The 18,594-nt window shown below is 72.5% G+C and carries 19 protein-coding genes and 1 pseudogene; 6 read left to right on the top strand and 14 right to left on the bottom strand.

The features are described 5' to 3' along the window. On the bottom strand, positions 1-903 hold the full coding sequence (locus RV986_RS13000) for a PPK2 family polyphosphate kinase (protein WP_475924265.1): 903 nt from the start codon (positions 901-903) through the stop codon (positions 1-3). Between the two features lie 82 nt (positions 904-985). After that, a pseudogene (locus RV986_RS12995) lies at positions 986-1,785 on the bottom strand (aminoacyl--tRNA ligase-related protein); the annotation flags it as partial. Here RV986_RS12995 and RV986_RS12990 point away from each other — a divergent pair. Continuing rightward, the gene (locus RV986_RS12990; RefSeq protein WP_475924731.1) at positions 1,694-1,987 is read left to right on the top strand and encodes a hypothetical protein; all 294 of its coding nucleotides are present in this window, start codon (positions 1,694-1,696) and stop codon (positions 1,985-1,987) included. The pseudogene RV986_RS12995 and the gene RV986_RS12990 sit on opposite strands and share 92 nt — an antisense overlap. Here RV986_RS12990 and RV986_RS12985 read toward each other — a convergent pair. From RV986_RS12985 to zapE, 5 genes are all read right to left on the bottom strand, one after another. Further along, positions 1,923-2,981: a slipin family protein gene (locus RV986_RS12985; protein ID WP_475917546.1), complete on the bottom strand. Its 1,059-nt coding sequence runs from the start codon at positions 2,979-2,981 to the stop codon at positions 1,923-1,925. The two genes, RV986_RS12990 and RV986_RS12985, sit on opposite strands and share 65 nt — an antisense overlap. 108 nt (positions 2,982-3,089) lie before the next feature. After that, on the bottom strand, positions 3,090-4,562 hold the full coding sequence (locus tag RV986_RS12980; protein ID WP_475917545.1) for a SulP family inorganic anion transporter: 1,473 nt from the start codon (positions 4,560-4,562) through the stop codon (positions 3,090-3,092). 8 nt (positions 4,563-4,570) lie between these two features. Continuing rightward, complete coding sequence (locus tag RV986_RS12975; protein ID WP_475917544.1) at positions 4,571-5,149, bottom strand: carbonic anhydrase; 579 nt, start codon at positions 5,147-5,149, stop codon at positions 4,571-4,573. A gap of 70 nt (positions 5,150-5,219) precedes the next feature. Next, a complete protein-coding gene (locus RV986_RS12970) occupies positions 5,220-5,576 on the bottom strand; it encodes a hypothetical protein (RefSeq protein ID WP_475917543.1) in 357 nt (118 codons plus the stop codon). Positions 5,577-5,718: 142 nt separating this feature from the next. After that, positions 5,719-6,822, bottom strand: coding sequence for a cell division protein ZapE (gene zapE / locus RV986_RS12965; RefSeq protein ID WP_475917542.1), 1,104 nt, complete (start codon positions 6,820-6,822; stop codon positions 5,719-5,721). Between the two features lie 37 nt (positions 6,823-6,859). Between zapE and RV986_RS12960 the strand changes: the two genes are divergently transcribed. From RV986_RS12960 to msrB, 4 genes are all read left to right on the top strand, one after another. Next, positions 6,860-7,750 carry a pyrimidine reductase family protein gene (locus RV986_RS12960; RefSeq protein WP_475917541.1) on the top strand — a complete coding sequence of 297 codons (891 nt, stop codon included), beginning with the start codon at positions 6,860-6,862 and terminating at the stop codon, positions 7,748-7,750. Between the two features lie 125 nt (positions 7,751-7,875). Next, a complete protein-coding gene (locus RV986_RS12955; RefSeq protein WP_475917540.1) occupies positions 7,876-8,349 on the top strand; it encodes an indole-3-glycerol phosphate synthase in 474 nt (157 codons plus the stop codon). A gap of 107 nt (positions 8,350-8,456) precedes the next feature. Beyond that, positions 8,457-9,842: a UDP-N-acetylmuramate--L-alanine ligase gene (murC, locus tag RV986_RS12950; protein WP_475917539.1), complete on the top strand. Its 1,386-nt coding sequence runs from the start codon at positions 8,457-8,459 to the stop codon at positions 9,840-9,842. A 28-nt stretch (positions 9,843-9,870) separates the two neighbouring features. Then, positions 9,871-10,278: a peptide-methionine (R)-S-oxide reductase MsrB gene (msrB, locus tag RV986_RS12945; protein WP_475917538.1), complete on the top strand. Its 408-nt coding sequence runs from the start codon at positions 9,871-9,873 to the stop codon at positions 10,276-10,278. A 3-nt stretch (positions 10,279-10,281) separates the two neighbouring features. Here msrB and RV986_RS12940 read toward each other — a convergent pair whose 3' ends face one another. Next, entirely contained in the window at positions 10,282-11,289 is a 1,008-nt protein-coding gene (locus tag RV986_RS12940; RefSeq protein ID WP_475917537.1) for a lysylphosphatidylglycerol synthase transmembrane domain-containing protein, read from the bottom strand. Positions 11,290-11,740: 451 nt separating this feature from the next. On the opposite strand from RV986_RS12940, the gene RV986_RS12935 reads away from it, so the two are divergent. Then, positions 11,741-12,502, top strand: a complete 762-nt coding sequence (locus RV986_RS12935) for a Crp/Fnr family transcriptional regulator (protein ID WP_475917536.1) — start codon at positions 11,741-11,743, stop codon at positions 12,500-12,502. A gap of 17 nt (positions 12,503-12,519) precedes the next feature. Here RV986_RS12935 and RV986_RS12930 read toward each other — a convergent pair whose 3' ends face one another. From RV986_RS12930 to RV986_RS12905, 6 genes are all read right to left on the bottom strand, one after another. Next, the gene (locus RV986_RS12930) at positions 12,520-13,125 is read right to left on the bottom strand and encodes a hypothetical protein (RefSeq protein ID WP_475917535.1); all 606 of its coding nucleotides are present in this window, start codon (positions 13,123-13,125) and stop codon (positions 12,520-12,522) included. Next, the gene (locus RV986_RS12925; RefSeq protein WP_475917534.1) at positions 13,026-13,418 is read right to left on the bottom strand and encodes a hypothetical protein; all 393 of its coding nucleotides are present in this window, start codon (positions 13,416-13,418) and stop codon (positions 13,026-13,028) included. The genes RV986_RS12930 and RV986_RS12925 overlap by 100 nt, the downstream gene beginning before the upstream one ends. A gap of 71 nt (positions 13,419-13,489) precedes the next feature. After that, positions 13,490-14,137 (bottom strand): hypothetical protein, encoded by a 648-nt coding sequence (locus RV986_RS12920; RefSeq protein WP_475917533.1) that lies wholly within the window; start codon positions 14,135-14,137, stop codon positions 13,490-13,492. Between the two features lie 246 nt (positions 14,138-14,383). Beyond that, positions 14,384-15,640: a vWA domain-containing protein gene (locus tag RV986_RS12915; RefSeq protein WP_475917532.1), complete on the bottom strand. Its 1,257-nt coding sequence runs from the start codon at positions 15,638-15,640 to the stop codon at positions 14,384-14,386. Beyond that, positions 15,637-16,902, bottom strand: coding sequence for an AAA family ATPase (locus RV986_RS12910; protein ID WP_475917531.1), 1,266 nt, complete (start codon positions 16,900-16,902; stop codon positions 15,637-15,639). Before RV986_RS12910 ends, RV986_RS12915 begins: the two co-directional genes overlap by 4 nt. 90 nt (positions 16,903-16,992) lie before the next feature. Further along, positions 16,993-18,456 carry a hypothetical protein gene (locus RV986_RS12905; RefSeq protein WP_475917530.1) on the bottom strand — a complete coding sequence of 488 codons (1,464 nt, stop codon included), beginning with the start codon at positions 18,454-18,456 and terminating at the stop codon, positions 16,993-16,995. Positions 18,457-18,594: the final 138 nt, after the last annotated feature.

The raw sequence follows: 18,594 nt of genomic DNA, 5'->3' as shown, positions 1-18,594 counted from the left end.
TCACCCCTCCGCGAGCAGCCGCTCCCGGCACTCCGCCACGTCGAAGTCGGCCTTCGGGTACTGAGGGTCCAGCGCTTCGAGGTGTTCCAGGAGCAGGGTGCCGATCGCCCAGTTCCGGTACCACTTGCGGTCGGCGGGGACGAGGAACCACGGCGCCTCCGGCGTGGAGCAGCGCTCCAGGACGAGTTCGTACGCCTTCTGGTAGGCGGGCCAGAGCGCGCGGTCCGCGATGTCGTCGGGGCTGAACTTCCAGCGCTTGGCCGGGTTGTCGAGCCGTCGGAGCAGGCGGCGGCGCTGCTGGTCGTAGGAGAGGTGGAGGAAGCACTTCACCACGGTGACGCCGTCGTCGGCGAGGGACTTCTCGAAGCGGTTGATCTCGCCGTAACGGTGGGCGATCTCCTTGCGGGGAGCCAGATCGCGGACGCGGGCGACGAGCACGTCCTCGTAGTGCGAGCGATCGAAGATGCCGATCTCGCCGGGCTCGGGAAGGGCCCGTCTGATCCGCCACAGGAAGGAGTGTCTGCGCTCCTCGGCGGTCGGTGCCTTGAAGCCCCGGATACGGCAGCCGGCGGGGTTGACCTGACCGATGACGTGCTTGACCGTGCCGCCCTTGCCGCTGGTGTCCATGCCCTGGAGAACCAGCAGGACGCGGCGGCGGTCGCCCGCCGTGCTCGCGGCCCACAGGCGTTCTTGCAGGTCGGCGAGGCGTTCTCCCATGCCGACGACGGCGGCCAGTGCGGCGGCCTTGTCGCGCGGACCGGCCGGCGTGGCCCTCGCGTCGTACGAGGAGAGGTGGACCCCGTCCTTGCCGCCGGAGACGCGCAGCAGCCCCCGCAGCGAGGCCGGGGCCCGGGCCTCGTCCTGCCCGCCGTCGCCTCGGCTGCCGCCGTCCTTCTTGGCCACCGCGCACTCCTTCCGGCCGTCTCCCTCGATGGTGCGACGGGAGGCCGGTGCCCGCGAGTCGTGCTGCGACATGATTCGCGGGTCAGTACACCTGGCCGGTCAGGCCGGTGCCGCGGGCGGTGACGAGACGGGTGATGCGCTCCAGCGCCTCGGCGGCCGGTCGCGGGTCGAGCCGGCGGCCGTCGCGCAGGCGCAGGGCCACCTGGCCGGCGGTGGCCTCCCTGGGGCCGATCACCGCCTGGTACGGGACCAGGCGGGCGGCGCGGACCCGGGCGCCCAGGGTGCCCTGGTCGGCGGTGACGAGCCGCGCTCGCAGACCGCGGTCGAGGCAGCGTCGTACGAGCGGGGCCGCCTGTTCGACCTCGGCCTCCGCGTCCGAGACGGGCAGGGCCACCAGCTGGGTCGGGACGAGCCAGGACGGGAAGGCGCCGCCGTGTGCCTCGATGAGATGGGCGACGGCCCGTTCCAGGCTGCCGATGACGCTGCGGTGGACCATGACCGGCCGGTGCTTCGCCCTGTCGGCGCCGATGTAGTGCAGGTCGAAGCGCTCGGGCTGGTGGAAGTCGACCTGGACGGTGGAGAGGTGGTGGACTCCCGGCCGGCCGGATCGGCGATCTGGACGTCGATCTTGGGGCCGTAGAACGCGGCCTCGCCCTCGACGGCCTCGTACGCCACCCCGCAGCGGTCGAGGACCTCGCGCAGCAGCGCGGCGGAGCGCTGCCACAGTTCGGGATCGGCGACGTACTTGCCGCCGGGGCCCGGCAGCGAGAGCCGGTATCGGGCCGGGCGGATGCCCATCGCCTCGTACACCCGGCGGATCAACTCCAGGGCCGCGTACGCCTCTTCGGCGACCTGGTCCAGGGTGCAGAAGATGTGCGCGTCGGGCGAGGCCGGCGGGGGAGGCGGCGGCGGTGGCGCCCGGCCGATCGGCTTCATCGAGTTGCGCGACGGCGCGGCCACCTACCACCCGATCCGCGACCCGTGGGTCGACGTCGTCGCCCCGCCGGCGACGCTGCTCGTCACCGCGGCGGTATCGGTCCTGACCCGTACGCTGACCCGCCGTCGGCCGAGCCGGGACCGCTGAGCGGGAAGTCGTCGTCCTTGGGCTCGCCGGGCGGCGGGAAGCCGTTGTGCCGGGATTCGTCGGGCGGCGGGAAGTTGTTGTTCGGGGGCTTGTCGAGCTGCGGGAAGTCGATGCCGGTGGGCTCGTCGAGTCGCGGCGGCGCCGGTGTCTCGGTCGCCGCCGGGGTCTGCGGGGCCGCCTGGGCCTGCGGGGCCGCCGGGGTCTGCGGGGCCGCCTGGGCCTGCGGGGTCTGCGGGGGCTGTGCCCGTTCCAGGAACCGCAGGAGTTCCACGGGGAAGGGAAGGACGAGCGTGGAGTTCTTCTCGGCCGCGACCGCCACCACGGTCTGCAGCAGCCGCAGCTGGAGCGCGGCGGGCTGCTCGGACATCACCCCGGCGGCCTCCGCGAGCTTCTTCGACGCCTGGAGTTCGGCGTCCGCGTTGATGATTCGGGCCCGCCGTTCGCGGTCGGCCTCGGCCTGCCGGGCCATCGACCGCTTCATCGTCTCCGGCAGCGACACGTCCTTGATCTCCACCCGGTCGATCTGCACCCCCCAGCCCATCGCCGGACTGTCGATCATCAGCTCCAGACCCTGGTTGAGCTTCTCGCGGTTGGACAGCAGATCGTCCAGATCGCTCTTGCCGATGATGGAACGCAGCGAGGTCTGCGCCATCTGCGAGACCGCGAAGCGGTAGTCCTCGACCTGGATGACGGCGTCGGCGGCGTCCACCACCTTGAAGTAGATGACCGCGTCGACCCGGACCGTCACGTTGTCCCTGGTGATGCCGTCCTGCGCGGGCACGGGCATCGTCACGATCTGCATGTTGACCTTGCGCAGCCGGTCCACGCCCGGGACGATCATGGTGAATCCCGGCGCGCGCACGCTACCCCGCAGCCGCCCCAGCCGGAGCACCACGCCTCGCTCGTACTGCTTGACGACCCGGGCCGCCGCCGTGACGTAGACCAGTCCGGCGGCACCCGCCGTCGCGATCGCCACCACCAGCTCTTCGACCATGACGACCGCCTTTCGAGCCGCCGCATACCACCACTAATCCCACGATATGCCTCACGCGGGCTCGCGGTCGAGGATCGTCGAGGATCCCCGACCGCGAGCCCCGGCGGGTCAGCCGGAGGTCACCTTCACCGGTTCGGTCCCCGCCGCGCTGTGCCGCGCCGACCAGTTCTCCAGCGCGGTCCGGCAGGCGTGGTCGAGGTGGTGCAGGCCGGAGAGGTCCAGCTCGACGGGGCGGTCCTGGGGCAGCGCCTCCAGACTGTCGAGGATCTTCGGCAGCCGCAGGAAGGTCGCGTTGCCCGACAGATGGGCCTGGACGGGCCCGGCCCCCTTGTCCATGACCTCAAGACGGATGTGCGAGGCCTCCCACGCCGTCTTGGCGACGGCCAGGGCGAGCCCGATCAGCACCCCCTCGAACATGCTGACCGCGACGATCGACACCGCGGTGACGACGAGGATCAGCGCCTCGCCCCGGTGTTCGCGCCACAGCGAGGCGATCTCGCGCAGCGGGATCAGCTTCCAGCCCGCGTGCACCAGGATGCCGGCGAGGGCGGGCAGCGGGATCACGCCGAGCGCGGCGGGCAGCAGCGCCGCGAACAGCAGCAGCCACACGCCGTGCAGCACGCGCGAGGCCTTCGTCCGCGCGCCCGCCTGCACGTTCGCCGCGCTGCGGACGATCACCGCGGTCATCGGCAGGGCGCCGAGCAGCCCGCAGACCGTGTTGCCCGCGCCCTGCGCCATCAGCTCCTTGTCGTACTCGGTGCGCGGTCCGTCGTGCAGCCGGTCCACGGCCGCCGCGCTGAACAGCGACTCGGCGGAGGCGATCAGCGTGAAGGCGAGGACCGTACCGAGCACGCCCACGCTCGCGAGCTCACTGAAGGCGTCGAGGGTGGGCAGCTGGATCGAACCGGCCGGCCCCCGCACCTCGACCTCGGCCACCGACAGCCCGGACACCGCCGAGACGAGGGTGGCCAGGGCGACCGCGCCGAGCGCCCCCGGCACCGTACGCACCCGGCGCGGCAGCCGTCGCCACAGGACGAGCACGGCGATCGTGCCCGCGCCGAGCCCGACCGAGGACAGCGCCTCGGTGCTGCGGGACGCGTCGACGACGGCCTGCGGCAGCCCGGCCAGCTTGCCGAGCCCGGAGGCGGGCGCCTTCAGGCCCGCCATGGAGTAGAGCTGGCCCGCGATCAGCACGAGTCCGATCCCGGCCAGCATGCCCTCGACGACGGCCACCGAGATGGCCCGGAAGTAGCGCCCCCACTTCAGCGCGCCCATGAGGAGCTGGAGTACACCCGTGGCGAGCACGACCACTCCGAGGACGGCGAGGCCGTACTCCCGCACGGCCTCGAAGACCAGCACGGTCAACCCGGCCGCCGGGCCCGACACCTGAAGGCTGCTGCCGCGCATCGGGCCGGTGACGAGACCGCCCACGATGCCGGTGATCAGGCCGAGTTCGGCCGGTACGCCGGAGGCGACGGCGACGCCCACGCACAGCGGCAGGGCGACCAGGAAGACGACGATCGAGGCGGCGAAGTCCTGCCGCAGATGGGGGAGTTTGCCCGTGAGGTTCGGCAGGGTCATCGTGCGGCTCACAGCGCCTCGAAGGAGTCGGTGGCGGGCCGGTGCGCGCGGACGGCTCCGGTGTGGACCTCGTAGTACCAGCCGTGCAGGCGCAGCCGGCCCGCTGCCAGGGCCTTCTCCACACAGGGATAGGCGCGCAGCCTGAGCAGTTGGGCCAGGACGTGGTTCTGGACCGCGTCGGCGACGGTGGGGTCGTCGTCGGGCGCGTCGGACGGGCGTTCCGCCTGCGCGAGCCAGTCGCGCACGGCGGGTACGGCGGTCAGGTCCTCGCCGCGCACCAGCGCGCCCACGGCGCCGCAGTGCGAGTGGCCGCAGACCACGATCTCGCGGACGCCGAGCACGTCCACCGCGTACTCGACGGTGGCCGCCTCGGAGGTCGGCCGGCCGGGGACGTACGGCGGGACGATGGTGCCCGCGGTGCGCAGCTCGAAGAGCTCGCCCGGGCGGGCGCCGGTGATCAGGGCCGGGACGACCCGGGAGTCGGAGCAGGTGACGAACAGGACCTGCGGGGACTGGCCTTTGGCGTGCGAGGCGAAATCCTCGGGCCGTCGACCGAAGGAGCGGGCATGGTCGATGAGGGGCTGCATGTCAGTTCCTCCTGGCGCGCCCTGAGGGCGCGTCGGCTTACAGGACGGAGCGTGGGGGGATGCGCTCCGCTCAGCAGCGGAAGACCTGGAGTGCGGCGGGGGAGTGGGCGGACGAGGATCTCGACGCGCGGTGGCGGGCGGCGGAGCGCGAGTCCGCGGAGTGCGGCGGGGCCGGTGGGGGCGAGGTCGCCTGGTCGGTCGCCAGCAGGGCGCGCGCGGGCGTCTCGGGGACGAGATCCTCGTCCCGGGTCCGCTGCCGGGCGCCCAGGGGCGGTGCCACCTTGTGCGGGTGCTCGGCCTCGCCGCAGGAGACGGTCTCGCCCCTGTGCGCGGACGCGAACGATTCGGTGGGACCGAAGAGTTGCAGGCCGATCAGGACGGCGGCGAGTACCACATACAGGGTCCGGGCCGTCGTACCTCGCAGCATGCGCCCCCTCCCGGCACTTCCTCGCGTCTCTTCCCTGTCTCTTCCCTATGTCAATACATAGGTTAGCCCGGCGAGTTGTTTGCAGGGTTAACTCGACGTTTCGCTGCGAAGAGGGCCGAAAACCCGGTGGAGGGGCCGAAAACTACGCCTCGACGAGTCCCTTGGCGTCGCGTGCCAGCGCGGTGAGCCGGGAGATCGCGCGGAAGTACTTCTTGCGGTAGCCGCCGTTCAGCATCTCCTCGCTGAAGAGCCGGTCGAAGGGCGCCCCGGAGGCGAGGACGGGCACCTCGCGGTCGTACAGCCGGTCGGCGAGCACCACCAGCCGCAGCGCCGTCGACTGGTCCGGAACGGGCTGGACGTCGGTGAGACAGACGGCCCTGAGGTCGCCGGTCAGGGCGCCGTAGCGGCTCGGGTGCACGCGTGCGAGGTGGTCGAGCAGATGCGGGAAGTCGTCGAGAGAGGCGCCCTCGGTGGCGTACGCGGCCTTGGTGACCTGTTCGTCGGTGAACGGCGCCGGGGCCTCGGGCAGCCCCCGGTGGCGGTAGTCCTCGCCGTCGATCCGCAGCGGCCGGAAGTGCGCCGACAGGCCCTGGATCTCGCGCAGGAAGTCGGCGGCCGCGAACCGCCCCTCGCCGAGCTTGCCCGGCAGGGTGTTCGAGGTGGCCGCGAGCGCGACGCCCGCGTCGACCAGCTTGCCGAGCAGGGTGGAGACGAGGACGGTGTCGCCGGGGTCGTCGAGCTCGAACTCGTCGATGCACAGGAGCCGGTGCCCGGAGAGGGTCTGCACGGTCTTCTGGAAGCCGAGCGCGCCGACCAGGTTCGTCAGCTCCACGAAGGTGCCGAAGGCCTTGAGCGCGGGTTCGGCCGGGGTCGCGTGCCAGAGCGAGGCGAGCAGATGGGTCTTTCCGACGCCGTAGCCGCCGTCGAGATAGACGCCACGGGGGCCGGCGGGGTTCTTCGGTGCCCTGCTCCTGCCGAACCCGAGGAATCCCCGCTTGCCGGTGCCGATGGCGTGCGCCCCGCCCAGACCGGCCGCGAAGCCGGCGAGGACGCGCACGGCCTCGGTCTGGCTGGGCTGGTTCGGGTCCGGAATGTACGTTTCGAAGCGCACCGAGTCGAAGCGCGGCGGCGGCACCATCTCGGCGACGAGCCGGTCCGCGGGGACATGCGGCTCGCGGGCGCACAGGGACAAGGGGGCTGCCTCGGGTATCGGTTCGATCCCGGAAGCGGCGGTGGAGGACGACACGGTTCCCCACTCTAAGCGCCGTGCCACACTGCACGACATGCGACGCCTGTTCCCTGTGACCTACGAAACAGCAGCCCAGGCCACGGCCGGGGCCCCTGGTGCGTCCGGTATGCCTGGTACATCCGGTGCCGATGCCATGGACCGTGAGTGGGAGCTCCGGGAGCTGGCGGAGGCGTACGCCTACCCCGACGTTCACCCGTCCGGAGGCGGTGCAGGCAGTGCAGGCGGTGCCGGGGCGCCCTGGCTGCGCGCCAACATGGTCTCCACGCTCGACGGCGCCGCCCAGCACGACGGAAGGTCCCAGGGCATCTCCAGCGCGGCCGACATGCGGATCTTCGGGGTGCTGCGAGGGCTCGCGGATGTCGTGATCGCGGGCGCGGAAACGGTACGCCAGGAGGGTTACCGCCCGGCACGCGCGCGTGCGGACTTCGCGGCGCTCCGGGAGGCGGCCGGGCAGGGTCCGGCGCCCGCGATCGCCGTCGTCACCGCGAGCCTGGATCTGGACTTCTCTCTTCCGCTTTTCACCTCGCCCCTGGTGCCCACGCTGGTCCTGACGGGAGCGGCGGCGGCCCCCGACCGGGTGGCGGCGGCCGAGAAGGCGGGCGCCGAGGTGGTGATCGCCGGGGACGGGGCGGGTGTGGACCCCCTGCGGCTCGTCCGCGCCCTCGCCGACCGCGGCATGACCCGGCTGCTGGCGGAGGGGGGCCCGCGGCTGCTGGGCCAGATGGTCGCGGCGGGGGTCCTGGACGAACTCTGTCTGACCCTCTCCCCGACACTGACGGCGGGCGAAGCGCAGCGGATCGCCGGGGGGCCCTCGGTGCCGGTTCCGACCCGCTTCGAACTGGCGTCCTTGCTGGAGGAGGCGGGATTCCTCTTCGCCCGGTACCGTCGGCCCGCCGTCGGTGCTGCCGTCGGTCCCGACAAGTAGGCGGAATATTCCGTTCCGTTTATCTTCTGCCGGGCACACTAAATCTCGCAGTCCCCGTGAGATCACGGGGCAGGATGGTTTCCGCAGGGGGCCAGGGAGGCCCGCGGAGGAGAAGGGCGTCTGTCGTGTTCACAAGCGTATTGATGATCGAGAAGGCCCTGACGTCCGACGATGTGGAGTTCGTCACCACCTTGCACGGTGACGAAGCGGTCGCCTTCCATGTGCTGCTCCAGCCGCGCGGCGACCAGGCGGACCGGCTGCTGCGGGCCATCGACGACGTCGCGCTCGGCGAGCTGGACGAGGCGGCCCACGAGCGCGAGACGCCGGAGGGCGCGGCGGCGGTGAACCAGGGGCAGCAGGCCCTGAGTGTGTCGCTGGTGGCTCTGCGCACGGCCGGCAGTGAGGCGGAGGGGCGGCTCATCGAGGACCATCCGCTGGACGCGCTGAAGGCGCTGGTCGACGAGATCGACGCCGACGAGGTCATCGTGCTCACCGACCCCCACTACGTGGAGGAGTTCTTCCACCGCGACTGGGCCTCGCGGGCCCGTCACAAGGTCGGCGTGCCGGTGCTGAAACTGTATCCGCACAGCAAGGCTTAGGCTGGCCCCGCGCGCTTTCGGGCGCCAGTGGACGCGTCGCACCTCTCGACGCTGCCGACCCTCGTGACCCTTCCGACGCTTCCGACACCTCCTGGGGAGACACTCGCATGGCACCCGGCCTTCCTACCGCCATGGACCGACCGCACTTCATCGGCATCGGCGGCGCCGGAATGTCGGGTATCGCGAAGATCCTGGCGCAGCGCGGGGCGAAGGTGGCGGGCAGTGACGCGAAGGAGTCCGCCACCGCCGAGGCCCTGCGCGCGCTGGGCGCGACCGTGCACATCGGCCACGCGGCGGACCATCTGGCCGCCGACGCCACCTGTGTGGTCGTGTCCTCGGCGATCCGCGCGGACAACCCCGAGCTGGCCCGCGCGGCCGAGCTCGGCATCCCGGTGGTCCACCGTTCGGACGCCCTCGCCCGGCTGATGGACGGCCTGCGTCCGATCGCGGTCGCGGGCACGCACGGCAAGACGACGACGACGTCGATGCTGGCGGTGTCGCTCGGCACGCTCGGCCTCAAGCCGTCGTACGCGATCGGCGGCGACCTGGACGCCCCCGGTTCGAACGCCCTGCACGGCGAGGGCGACATCTTCGTCGCCGAGGCCGACGAATCGGACCGCAGCTTCCACAAGTACGCGCCCGAGGTCGCGATCGTCCTCAACGTCGAGCTCGACCACCACGCCAACTACGCCTCCATGGACGAGATCTACGAGTCCTTCGAGACCTTCGCGGGCAGGATCGTGCCGGGCGGCACACTGGTGATCTCCGCGGACCACGAGGGCGCCCGCGAGCTGACCCGGCGCCTGCCGGCGGACGTCCGCGTGGTGACGTACGGCGATGCGGCGGACGCCGACGTACGCGTCCTCTCCGTGGTTGCGCAGGGTCTCAAGAGCGAGGTGAAGGTGCTCCTGGACGGCGCGGAGCTGACCTTCGGCGTCTCCGTCCCCGGCCGCCACTACGCGCACAACGCGGTGGCGGCGCTGGCGGCGGGCGCGGCGCTGGGCATCCCGGCCGCCGAACTGGCCCCGGCCCTGGCCTCCTACACGGGGGTGAAGCGGCGCCTCCAGCTGAAGGGCGAGGAGGCGGGCGTCCAGGTCGTCGACTCCTACGCGCACCACCCGACGGAGATGACGGCGGATCTGGAGGCCATGCGCGCGGGCGTCGACGGCCGCATTCTGGTGGTCTTCCAGCCCCATCTGTTCTCCCGCACCCAGGAGCTGGCCAAGGAGATGGGCGAGTCCCTGGCCCTGGCGGACGCCTCCGTGGTCCTCGACATCTACCCGGCCCGTGAGGACCCGATCCCGGGCGTCACCAGCGAGCTGATCATCGAGGCGGCACGGGCGGCCGGCACGGACGTGACGCCGGTCCACGACAAGGCGGAGGTGCCCTCGGTCGTCGCGGGAATGGCGAAGCCCGGTGATCTCGTTCTCACCATGGGCGCGGGAGACGTGACGGACCTCGGACCCGAGATCCTGACCCGCCTGTCGAAGTAGCCGTAGCGTTTGTGAGGGGTTGAGCTTCATGTCGTACGACATCGAAAAGCCGGACGAGCAGTGGCGCGCGGAGCTGACCCCGGCCGAGTACACGGTGCTGCGGAAGGCGGGCACCGAGCCCGCCTTCACCGGTGAGTACACCGACACCAAGACCAAGGGCGTGTACTCCTGCCGGGCCTGCGGCGCGGAACTCTTCACCTCGCACGAGAAGTTCGAGTCCCACTGCGGCTGGCCGTCCTTCTATGACCCGAAGGACACCGACGCGGTCGAACTGATCGCGGACCGCTCGCACGGGATGGTGCGCACGGAGGTGCGGTGCGCCCGGTGCGGGTCGCACCTTGGGCACGTGTTCGAGGGGGAGGGGTATGCGACCCCCACGGACCAGCGGTACTGCATCAACAGCATCTCGCTGCGGCTGACGACGGACGAGGCCTGAGGTTCACAGCACCTTTCGGTGGACGAGGGTCGACAGGACGAGGGCACCCGGCAGCAGGGGTATCCAGACGCTCAGGACGCGGTAGCCGATCACGGTGGTCGTGGCCAGGCCCATGGGCGCGCCGAACGCGACCATGGTGAACACCAGCGCCGCGTCCACCGGGCCGATGCCGCCCGGCGCGGGTACCGCCCCGACGGCGGTACTCGCGAGGAGCAGCGCGAGGACCACCTCCGCCCAGGACAGCGGCAGCCCCAGCGAGAACCCGACCGAGGCGATCACGCTCCCCTGGAGCACCGGGGCGGCGGCCGCTCCGCCCCACAGGGCGACAACACGGCTGGGCATGGTGTGCAGGAGCCGCGCCTCGGTCAGGGCGGTGCGTACGAAGGCGAGCGCCGGGCGGCGCAGTGGACGTACGACCGTCAGAAGCAGGGGGAGCGTGACGAGACCGAGCAGCGCGCCCCCGGCGGCCACGAGCAGCGTCCACTGGTCCGGGACGAGGGCGCCGAGCCGTAGCGTGTCGGGAAAGGCCACGAGGAAGACGATGAGGACCAGCGTCTTCGCCAGCGGTCTGACCAGCGAGTACAGGGCGAGCGAGGCGGTGGCCCGGGCCAGCGGCACGCCGCGGTTCTGCAGGAAGCGCAGGGTGACGGCATGGGCGCCGATGCTCGCCGGAAGCACGTGGTTCGCCGCGCCGGCGGCGAACTGCGACGCGACCAGCAGACCCGGCGGCAGTTTGTCCGACAGGGCTCCCTGCCGGACGCACGCGGCGGACACACAGCCCAGGCAGGTGAAGAACAGTCCGGCCAGCAGCCACCAGGGGTCGGCGGCGGCCAGCCGGGCGGCGCCGTCGCGTACCGCGCGCCAGTCGACCGCGGCCCACGCCGCGATCGACAGCAACGGGAGCAGGGTCAGCGTCAGGCGGACGAGGCGTGCGGTGGAAGGGGAGCGGGTGGCGGTCGTGGCGGGGGCGGGGAGTGCCACGGTGAGATCGTCGAGCGGGAGCGGGGACACGGCGCACATCGTCCTTCCGCGTCGCGCCCGGGTAGGGGCGGACGGATACAAGGCGAGGCAAAGGCAGAGGGGACGCCGGAAACGTTCCCGCCCGGTGTGACGGCGCGGTGTCCGGGAGGGGAAGGGGCACCAGCGGCTGGGCGACGCGGCCGGGGGCCGACGCCTCGCGGCGACGACCCGCTGAGGTCTGCCGAACGGGCGGGGGCGCGGTGTAACTCCTCGCGTGGGTTCGGCGTGGAGCGGGTCCGACGCGGTGTGTTCGCACGCCCGGTCGGCTCGGCCGGCTCGGGCGGCACGTCGTCGACCGGTGATACGGGGAAACGGCACCGTCCCCGATCGGTACGCTGTTTCCCCGCTCCCGGCCCCCGCACCTCAGTGTCGCCGGGGCCGGGAACGGGGATCCCGTCCTGGTACGGGATCGGGTGGACAGGTGCGTCCGGGGGGAAGCGCGATGGGCACGGACAGCGGAAACGGAACAGACATATGGGGCGGGGCGGACGGCGCTGACCGGACCGGGCGTTGGCCGCGGGCAGGGCTGCTCGGCGGGCTGGACGACCACGGACGGGAGACCTTGCTGCGGCTGGGCAGCGCGGTGCGCTATCCGGAGGCCGGGCGGGTGGTCATACGGCAGGGCGACGTCTCCCGTTTCGTGGTGCTGCTGCTGGACGGTGTGGTCAAGGCGACTGTGGTGACCGTCGACGGCATGGAGATACTGCTGGCCATACGGGTCGGCGGCGATCTGGTGGGCGAGTTCGCGGCGCTGGACGGCGGGCCCCGCTCCGCCACGGTCACCACCTGCGGTCCGGTCGCGGCCCGGCTCGTCCGGCACGAGGACTTCCTCGGCTGCCTGGAACACCACCCCGTGATAGCCCAGGCGGTGAACCGCGCGGTGGTGGGCAAACTGCGCGTCGCCAACGCCCGCCGGGCCGACTTCGGGGCGTGCGACGTGCCGACCCGGGTGGCCCGGGTCCTGTACGAGACGGTGGTGGCCTACGGGGAGCGGGACGGCAACCGGGCGGTGCTGCGCTGGCCGTTGACCCAGCCCGAGCTCGCCACGCTGGCCAGCGCCGCCGAACCGAGCGTCCAGAAGGCGCTGCGCGCCCTGCGCCGTGCCGCCGTCGTGGCCACGGGATACCGCTCCGTCAGCGTGCTCGACCTGGTCCGGCTGCACGCCGCCGCGTATCCCGAGGAGGAGGCCGCGGCAGGCCGCTGACCCGGCGCCGCACCGGTTCAGCCGGCCGGGTCGGCCCGGCCCGCCAGGTCCACCCGGAACACGGCGGGCGGAGTCTGCGGCAGGGCCTTGCGCGGTTCGTAGATTCCCGCCACCCGGCGCGCCACGAACGCCTCGGCGTCGAAAGTGCCGGTCAGACCGGAGCTGTCCGGGGGGAGTTCGGCGACCACGACGGCCTGCAGCCACTGCGGTACGAGCGGAGCGCCGTCCTGGGCCTGGAAGGTCCAGCCGAAGCCCGCCGGCCCCTCGTCGACACCCGTGACGACGGGGAGCCGATCGGTGCGACTGACGCTGCTGGAACGCGTGTGCTTCACCCCCAGCTGCAGGAGTTTGGGCAGCGCCGGCTGGAACTCCGAACTGAAGGCACGCGTCGCCTGGGAGTCGGTGTACGTCAGATGGGGGCGCAGGAGCATGAGCGGCGGCTGCGGCTGCAGCACGACACGCACCCGGGCCGTGTCGTAACGGCGTCCGCGCGGCAGTTCGCGCAGCATGAAGGTGAACTTGATCAGCTCCAGGCGGCGGCGCTCGGCCCCGGCCCGTCTGGCCGCCATCGCGGGCAAGTCGGCCGTGGAGAGCCGGTAGTTGTCCACCCGCAGCAGGGCCACGCCTCGGCGTCCGGCCACATCATCCAGTGCGGCGGCAGCCCGTCCCGGTGCTCCGGCCCGACCCGGACACCGACCACGCCGGGCGCGTACCGCACCTCGCCGTCGCCCGCTCCCGCCACCATCCAGAACGGTGCGCCCGGACGCGCCTCGCCCTCCGCGGCGAGGGTGAACACCGCCCCCAGGACGAGCGTTCCGGTGAGTTCCGGCAGCGGCGTTCCGTCCAGCTCCGGTCGGATCAGGACCTCGTACGACACCTCGTACGACATCGCGTCGTCGCTGGTTCCGGCCTCCATGGGACACCCCCGTCACCCGTCTCCGCAGTTGTAGCCCGGCCCTCGTCCGGAAACCCCGTACCCGTACGGCTTCACCACAGGTCGTAGGGCTGGTCCCCGTCGAGGGCGTCCGCCACCAGGGTGCCGGGGGTGGTGTCCGGGGCCTCGTCCGCCGCGGGGGCGCCGCTGTCGCCGCCCGGGACGAAGAGCCAGCCGTGGGCCTCGAAGAGCTTCACGCGCAGCAGATGCCGTACGAAGGCGTCGCCCGGGATCCCGTGGTGTCCGTGGCGCAGTACGTTCTGGTAGAGCCGGTCGGCTGCCACGATGACCAGATCCGCCGCCGGATTGCGACTCAGCGCGTCCCTGACCGGACGGGCGTCGCACATGCGGAAGGCCTCCACGACCGCGTCGCCGACATAACCGTGCGCCGCGCGGAAGACCACGCCTTCGTGCCGGGCCATCCGCAGCCGGATCCGTCCGTCGGCGCCCAGGGGGCCGTTCGCACCGCCGAGCCCGGCCGTCACCGACCGCAAGAAGGAGGCGATCAGGCGTGGTTCGTCCACCTCGCCGCCGGTCGGCAGCAGCGCGAGCCCGCCGTCCCCCTGCGGCTGCACCTCGTACCCGCCCGGCGGCAACCCGGCACCGGCACAGGCACCGACGACCAGGTCCTGCAGCCGTCTCTGCACGTCGAACTGCGCTTCCTGGCCGAGCCCGCTGTAGCCCTCCACGTCGTACGCCACGCACAGACGACGGTTCCCTGGCGACTCCAATCCCACTGCCCCCCGGGTCCGGATGCTGTTGGCGAATCCGGTCGGTCATGTCGGCTGCCCAGCATGTGTGCCGGAAGTCGTGAGCACTAAATCGATTTAGTGCTCACGACTTCCACGGAGGATGGCTCCGCTGCGGATCTGCCAACAGGGTCCGGGTCCGGTGGTGGGCTCACGGTAACGCAACCGCCTTCTCGGTGTACGTCGGCCGAGGGGAACTCACCGGCTGGTGGGAGCCGAGCCGATGACGACCACTCGGGCCCACTCGGGGGGCGAGTCCGGCACGTAGTCGGGGTCGTCCTCGTCCCACGACCCGGAGGTCCGCCGCCGGGGGAACAGACCCACCACCGTGCGGCACGGTGGACGGGTGTCCGGCCAGGGTGTCTGCCCGTCGGTCAGGACCACGACGACGTCCGGCCGGGACTGCGCGCGGAGCGCCTTGGCGAAGCCCGTACGCAGATCCGTACCCCCACCGCCCACCAGCGGGATTCCCTCGGCACGGCACAGGGGGTGCGCGATCCGGGCCGCCGCGTCGCAGGACACCACGGTGATCAGGTCGCGACGGCCGCCCACGGCACGGGAGATCGCGGAGACTTCGAGGAGCGCGCTGCCCAGTTCGGCGTCACTGACCGACCCGGACGTGTCGATGACGACGGTGACCCGGGGCGGTCTGCGCCGCAGGCTCGGCAGCACGGCGCCGGGCACCCCGGCCGAGCGCCGCGACGGCCGGCCGTAGGTGTAGTCCTCACCCGCGCCGGAACCGGAGGCCGCCGAGCGGACCGCCGCCCCCAGCAACTCCCGCCACGGCTGCGGCGGATGGAACGCGTCCTGCGCCCACCGCCGCCACCCCTTCGGGGTGTCCCCCGGCCGGGCGTTGATGCCCCGCGCCACCCGGAACCGCACCGCGTCCCGTTCCTGAGCGCTGAGGCCGTGCGCGCCCTCCGGTCCCAGGTCCCACTCCCGCTCCAGTCCGTCGGCGCCACTGCCGCAGTCCAGCCAGACCAGGCCCTGTGTACGCAGCCCGAGCCGGAACTGGCCCAGGTAGTCCTCCATGAGCTCCCCCTCGGGCAGCTTCAGGAGCCTCGGTGTGACAGCGCCTTCCGGTCGCACCAGCCCGTCGCCGAAGGCGTCGTCGTTGATCTCGCAGTCCGCGGCGATGTTCATCCGCAGGCGTTCCCCCGGGCCGGTCAGTCCGCGCTCGCGCGCGACCCGGTCGCCGCGCCCGTGGTGGTCGCGCAGCAGGTGCGACACCTCGTGTACCCACACCCCGGCCAGTTCCTCCACCGAAGTCCGGTCCACGAACGCCGGCGAGACGTAGCACCGCCAGTGCCGGTCGACGGCCATCGTCGGCACCCGCCGCGACTCCACGGTGTGCAGGGCGAACAGCGCCGTCGCCAGGTAGGGCCGGACCCGGGCGGCGTGCAGCCGGGCGGTGAAGAGCTTGTCGAGGTCCAGTGTCCCCGGTGCGCCCGTCATCGCCGGGTCGCCTTCGTGGCGGCCGCGGCCCGGACCGCCGCGTGGTCCGCGCGCCGGGACATCGAGACCGCTCCGGCGAGCCGCTCGATCGTGGCCGGTACGTCCCAGTCCTCCTGGCGCAGGGTGGCGAGCGTGGTCGCGGGGACGACGACCAGGTCCGGGGCTCCGGTCTCCAGCGCCCGGACCAGCAGCGCCCACGCCGCGTCCCAGCGGGACTTCTCCGGGCGCCGGCGGACCGCGGCCACCACCCCGTCGAGCACGGCCTGGCGCAGATCCCCCCGCTCGGGCAGCGCGGCGGCCGCCGGGTCGGCGAGCAGCGCCTCGGGGTCCGGGAGGTCCATCCGGTCCAGGCTCGCCAGCAGTTCCAGCCCGGGCCCGTCCCCGACCGTGCCCCTGACCAGCAGGGAAAGGACTTCCCTGGAGGATCCGGCCGCGGTCGCGAAGGCGATCAGGCTCAGCGTCATGTCCCAGCTGCGGGGGGACGGCCAGGGACCGCCCCGGCGCGTCTCGTTGCTGGGCAGTTGGTGGACGAGTTTGGGGCGGCCGGTGAGCAGCCCGCACACCGCGCGACGGGCGAAGTCCACGGCCTCCGGCAACCGCAGCGGGTCGAGTCGCGGCAGGGTCGCCCGGGGCCAGGTCCCCCCGAGACCGCGTACGACGACCTCGTGGTCGTGGGTCCACTGGAGATGGACGAACCGGTTGGCCAGCGGCGGGCTCAGCTCCCAGCCGTCGGCCGCCGAGGACCGCGGGTTGGCGGCGGCCACGATCCGCACCCCGGGCGGCAGTCGAAGGGCGCCGATCCGCCGTTCCAGGACGAGGCGGAGCAGGGCGGCCTGAACGGCCGGTGGCGCGGTGGACAGTTCGTCCAGGAACAGCAGCCCCCGGCCGGCCCGTACCAGTCGTACGGCCCAGTCCGGCGGGGCCATCGGGACTCCCTGCTCCGCGGGATCGTCGCCGATGACGGGCAGCCCCGAGAAGTCGGAGGGCTCGTGCACGCTGGCGATCACCGTGGTCAGCGGAAGGTCCAGGGACGCGGCGAGCTGTGTCAGGGCCGCGGTCTTGCCGATCCCCGGCTCACCCCACAGGAGTACGGGCAGGTCGGCGGCCACGGCCAGCGTCAGGGCCTCCAGTTGGGAGTCGGGGCGCGGTTCCGTGTCCGTGTCCCGCAGCAGGGACAACAACGCGCCGGCGACGTCGAGTTGGGAGGTGTCGGCCGGGTCGGAGAGGGCGTCGGGAGCAGCGGATGGGGTGTATGCGGGCATATTTCATCACCTTTGGGTTCGTGGTGGGCCGGGTGGGAGCGCGGGGGAACGGCCGAGTGGGCGCGGGGGAGGGGGACGGACGTCCCCGGGTCAGCGTGAGGTCGTGTCGCGTGGGTGCGAGCGGTGGTCACCGGGACGGCGGGGACCGGGGCGGACGTGGGCGGGTCCGGCCAGGCCTGCCCGGAACAGTCCGTAGGTGATCCGCCGTGCCGCGGCCGCCTCCAGTTCGTCCTGGAGAGGGCCGTGGCGCAGCACCGCGTCGGGGCCCAGCAGGCCCTCGACGACGGCCAGCGCACCTGCGGTGTCGCCGTGGATCAGACGTTCGCGGACACCGGTGAGGCAGTCGGGGCGGCGATGCGCCGCGTCGATGGCCTGCAGACAGGGCAGCGGGGTACCCGTCAGCGCCGCGAGCAGTTCCTCGCGGCGGATCTCGGCCGGGTCGTGGTCCAGCGGCGCCAGTACCCCGTCGACCAGGCCGATCCGGTGCTCGGCTCCCCGGCACTCGACGAGGCGCGGTTGCCCTGCCCGGTCCGTGAGCCGGGAGGGACCGGTCGGCGAGTGATCCGAGTGATCCGGAGCCAGTGCCGAGGCGACCAGCGGGTGCAGCCGGCCGACCTCGATCGAACCGGTACGGATCAGTTCCAGGTCGGGTGGCACCCAGGTCGCCGCGTCGGGCAGGACCGGCAGCGCGGAGGTGCTGCCGTCCGCGGGCGCCGCCGTGATCCGCACAGCGGGTGGCCCGCTGCCGTCCCCGTCCCCGTCCCCTTCCCCTTCCCCTTCCCTGTCCCTGTCCCCGTCCGTGACCAGGTCCAGGAGCAGTCGGTGCCGGGACCCGAACCGTACGGTGACGGGACCGGTCGTCCGCCCCTCGGCGTGGAGCAGGATTCCTGCCTCGGCCGCCCACCGGTCAGTGGCGCAGTCCCTGTCCAGGTCCGGGTCCAGGTGCGTGGGACGGCCGTCGGCGGGCAGCCGATCGGCCCCGGACCGGACCCGCAGTTCATCGGCCCTGCGCGCGTCCCACAGATGGCGGTGCAGGTCGAGGCGGAACCGCCGGCTGGGATGCGGATGCGGATGCCGGCCGACACCGGCCGTGAAGGAGGAGCCGTGAGGAGATCCGCAAGGAGATCCGTCCCACAGTGCGAGGCTGATCCGCTGACCGCCGTCCGCCCAGGCCGGCGGAGTGCGGACCACGAGGTGCACCGGGCTTTCGCCGTCATGCCCCGCGCAGTCGTGCTCGTACCGGGCCAGAGTGATCGTCAGACCTGGGCGCAGCAGCCCGTCGGGAGCGATCCTCGGCATGTGCCAGCGCAACAGATCGGGAGCCAGTCCGCGGAGATCGGCCCGGACCCGGGACGCGAGGCCGTGGCCGTGCGTGCGCGCGACGGAACGCAGACTGAGGTCGACATCGATGCCCGCGGCGGCGCACGCCCCCGCCCAGTCCCCGGTACGACGGCGGGCGGTCGCGGTCTCGATCATGGAGGGCGGCACGGCGAACTCGCGCACGCGCAGCCAGAAGGTGAGCCGGGAGTCCCCGAGCGCGGTGTGAGTGAGCATCAGCACTCACCTTGCGCGGTCGGGACCCCCATTCTGCCAATGGAGTGAGTCGTCATCGCGGGGGAGCGTATCGCTCCTCGTTCCGGGCTGCCAGGTGTTTTCGGCCGGGGCGCCGCCGGGGAGCCGATGCCCGGTGGT

It is taken from the genome of Streptomyces sp. RLA012 (genome assembly GCF_056270325.1).
This window is presented reverse-complemented; position numbering and strand designations above follow the sequence as displayed.

Excerpts from the sequence above, each read along its gene's own strand:
- RV986_RS12990 (WP_475924731.1), top strand. The coding sequence starts at position 1,694 with ATGCCCATCGCCTCGTACACCCGGCGGATCAACTCCAGGGCCGCGTAC.
- RV986_RS12985 (WP_475917546.1), bottom strand. The coding sequence starts at position 2,981 with ATGGTCGAAGAGCTGGTGGTGGCGATCGCGACGGCGGGTGCCGCCGGA.
- RV986_RS12980 (WP_475917545.1), bottom strand. The coding sequence starts at position 4,562 with ATGACCCTGCCGAACCTCACGGGCAAACTCCCCCATCTGCGGCAGGAC.
- RV986_RS12975 (WP_475917544.1), bottom strand. The coding sequence starts at position 5,149 with ATGCAGCCCCTCATCGACCATGCCCGCTCCTTCGGTCGACGGCCCGAG.
- RV986_RS12970 (WP_475917543.1), bottom strand. The coding sequence starts at position 5,576 with ATGCTGCGAGGTACGACGGCCCGGACCCTGTATGTGGTACTCGCCGCC.
- RV986_RS12960 (WP_475917541.1), top strand. The coding sequence starts at position 6,860 with ATGCGACGCCTGTTCCCTGTGACCTACGAAACAGCAGCCCAGGCCACG.
- murC (WP_475917539.1), top strand. The coding sequence starts at position 8,457 with ATGGCACCCGGCCTTCCTACCGCCATGGACCGACCGCACTTCATCGGC.
- msrB (WP_475917538.1), top strand. The coding sequence starts at position 9,871 with ATGTCGTACGACATCGAAAAGCCGGACGAGCAGTGGCGCGCGGAGCTG.
- RV986_RS12935 (WP_475917536.1), top strand. The coding sequence starts at position 11,741 with ATGGGCACGGACAGCGGAAACGGAACAGACATATGGGGCGGGGCGGAC.
- RV986_RS12925 (WP_475917534.1), bottom strand. The coding sequence starts at position 13,418 with ATGGAGGCCGGAACCAGCGACGACGCGATGTCGTACGAGGTGTCGTAC.
- RV986_RS12915 (WP_475917532.1), bottom strand. The coding sequence starts at position 15,640 with ATGACGGGCGCACCGGGGACACTGGACCTCGACAAGCTCTTCACCGCC.
- RV986_RS12910 (WP_475917531.1), bottom strand. The coding sequence starts at position 16,902 with ATGCCCGCATACACCCCATCCGCTGCTCCCGACGCCCTCTCCGACCCG.
- RV986_RS12905 (WP_475917530.1), bottom strand. The coding sequence starts at position 18,456 with ATGCTCACTCACACCGCGCTCGGGGACTCCCGGCTCACCTTCTGGCTG.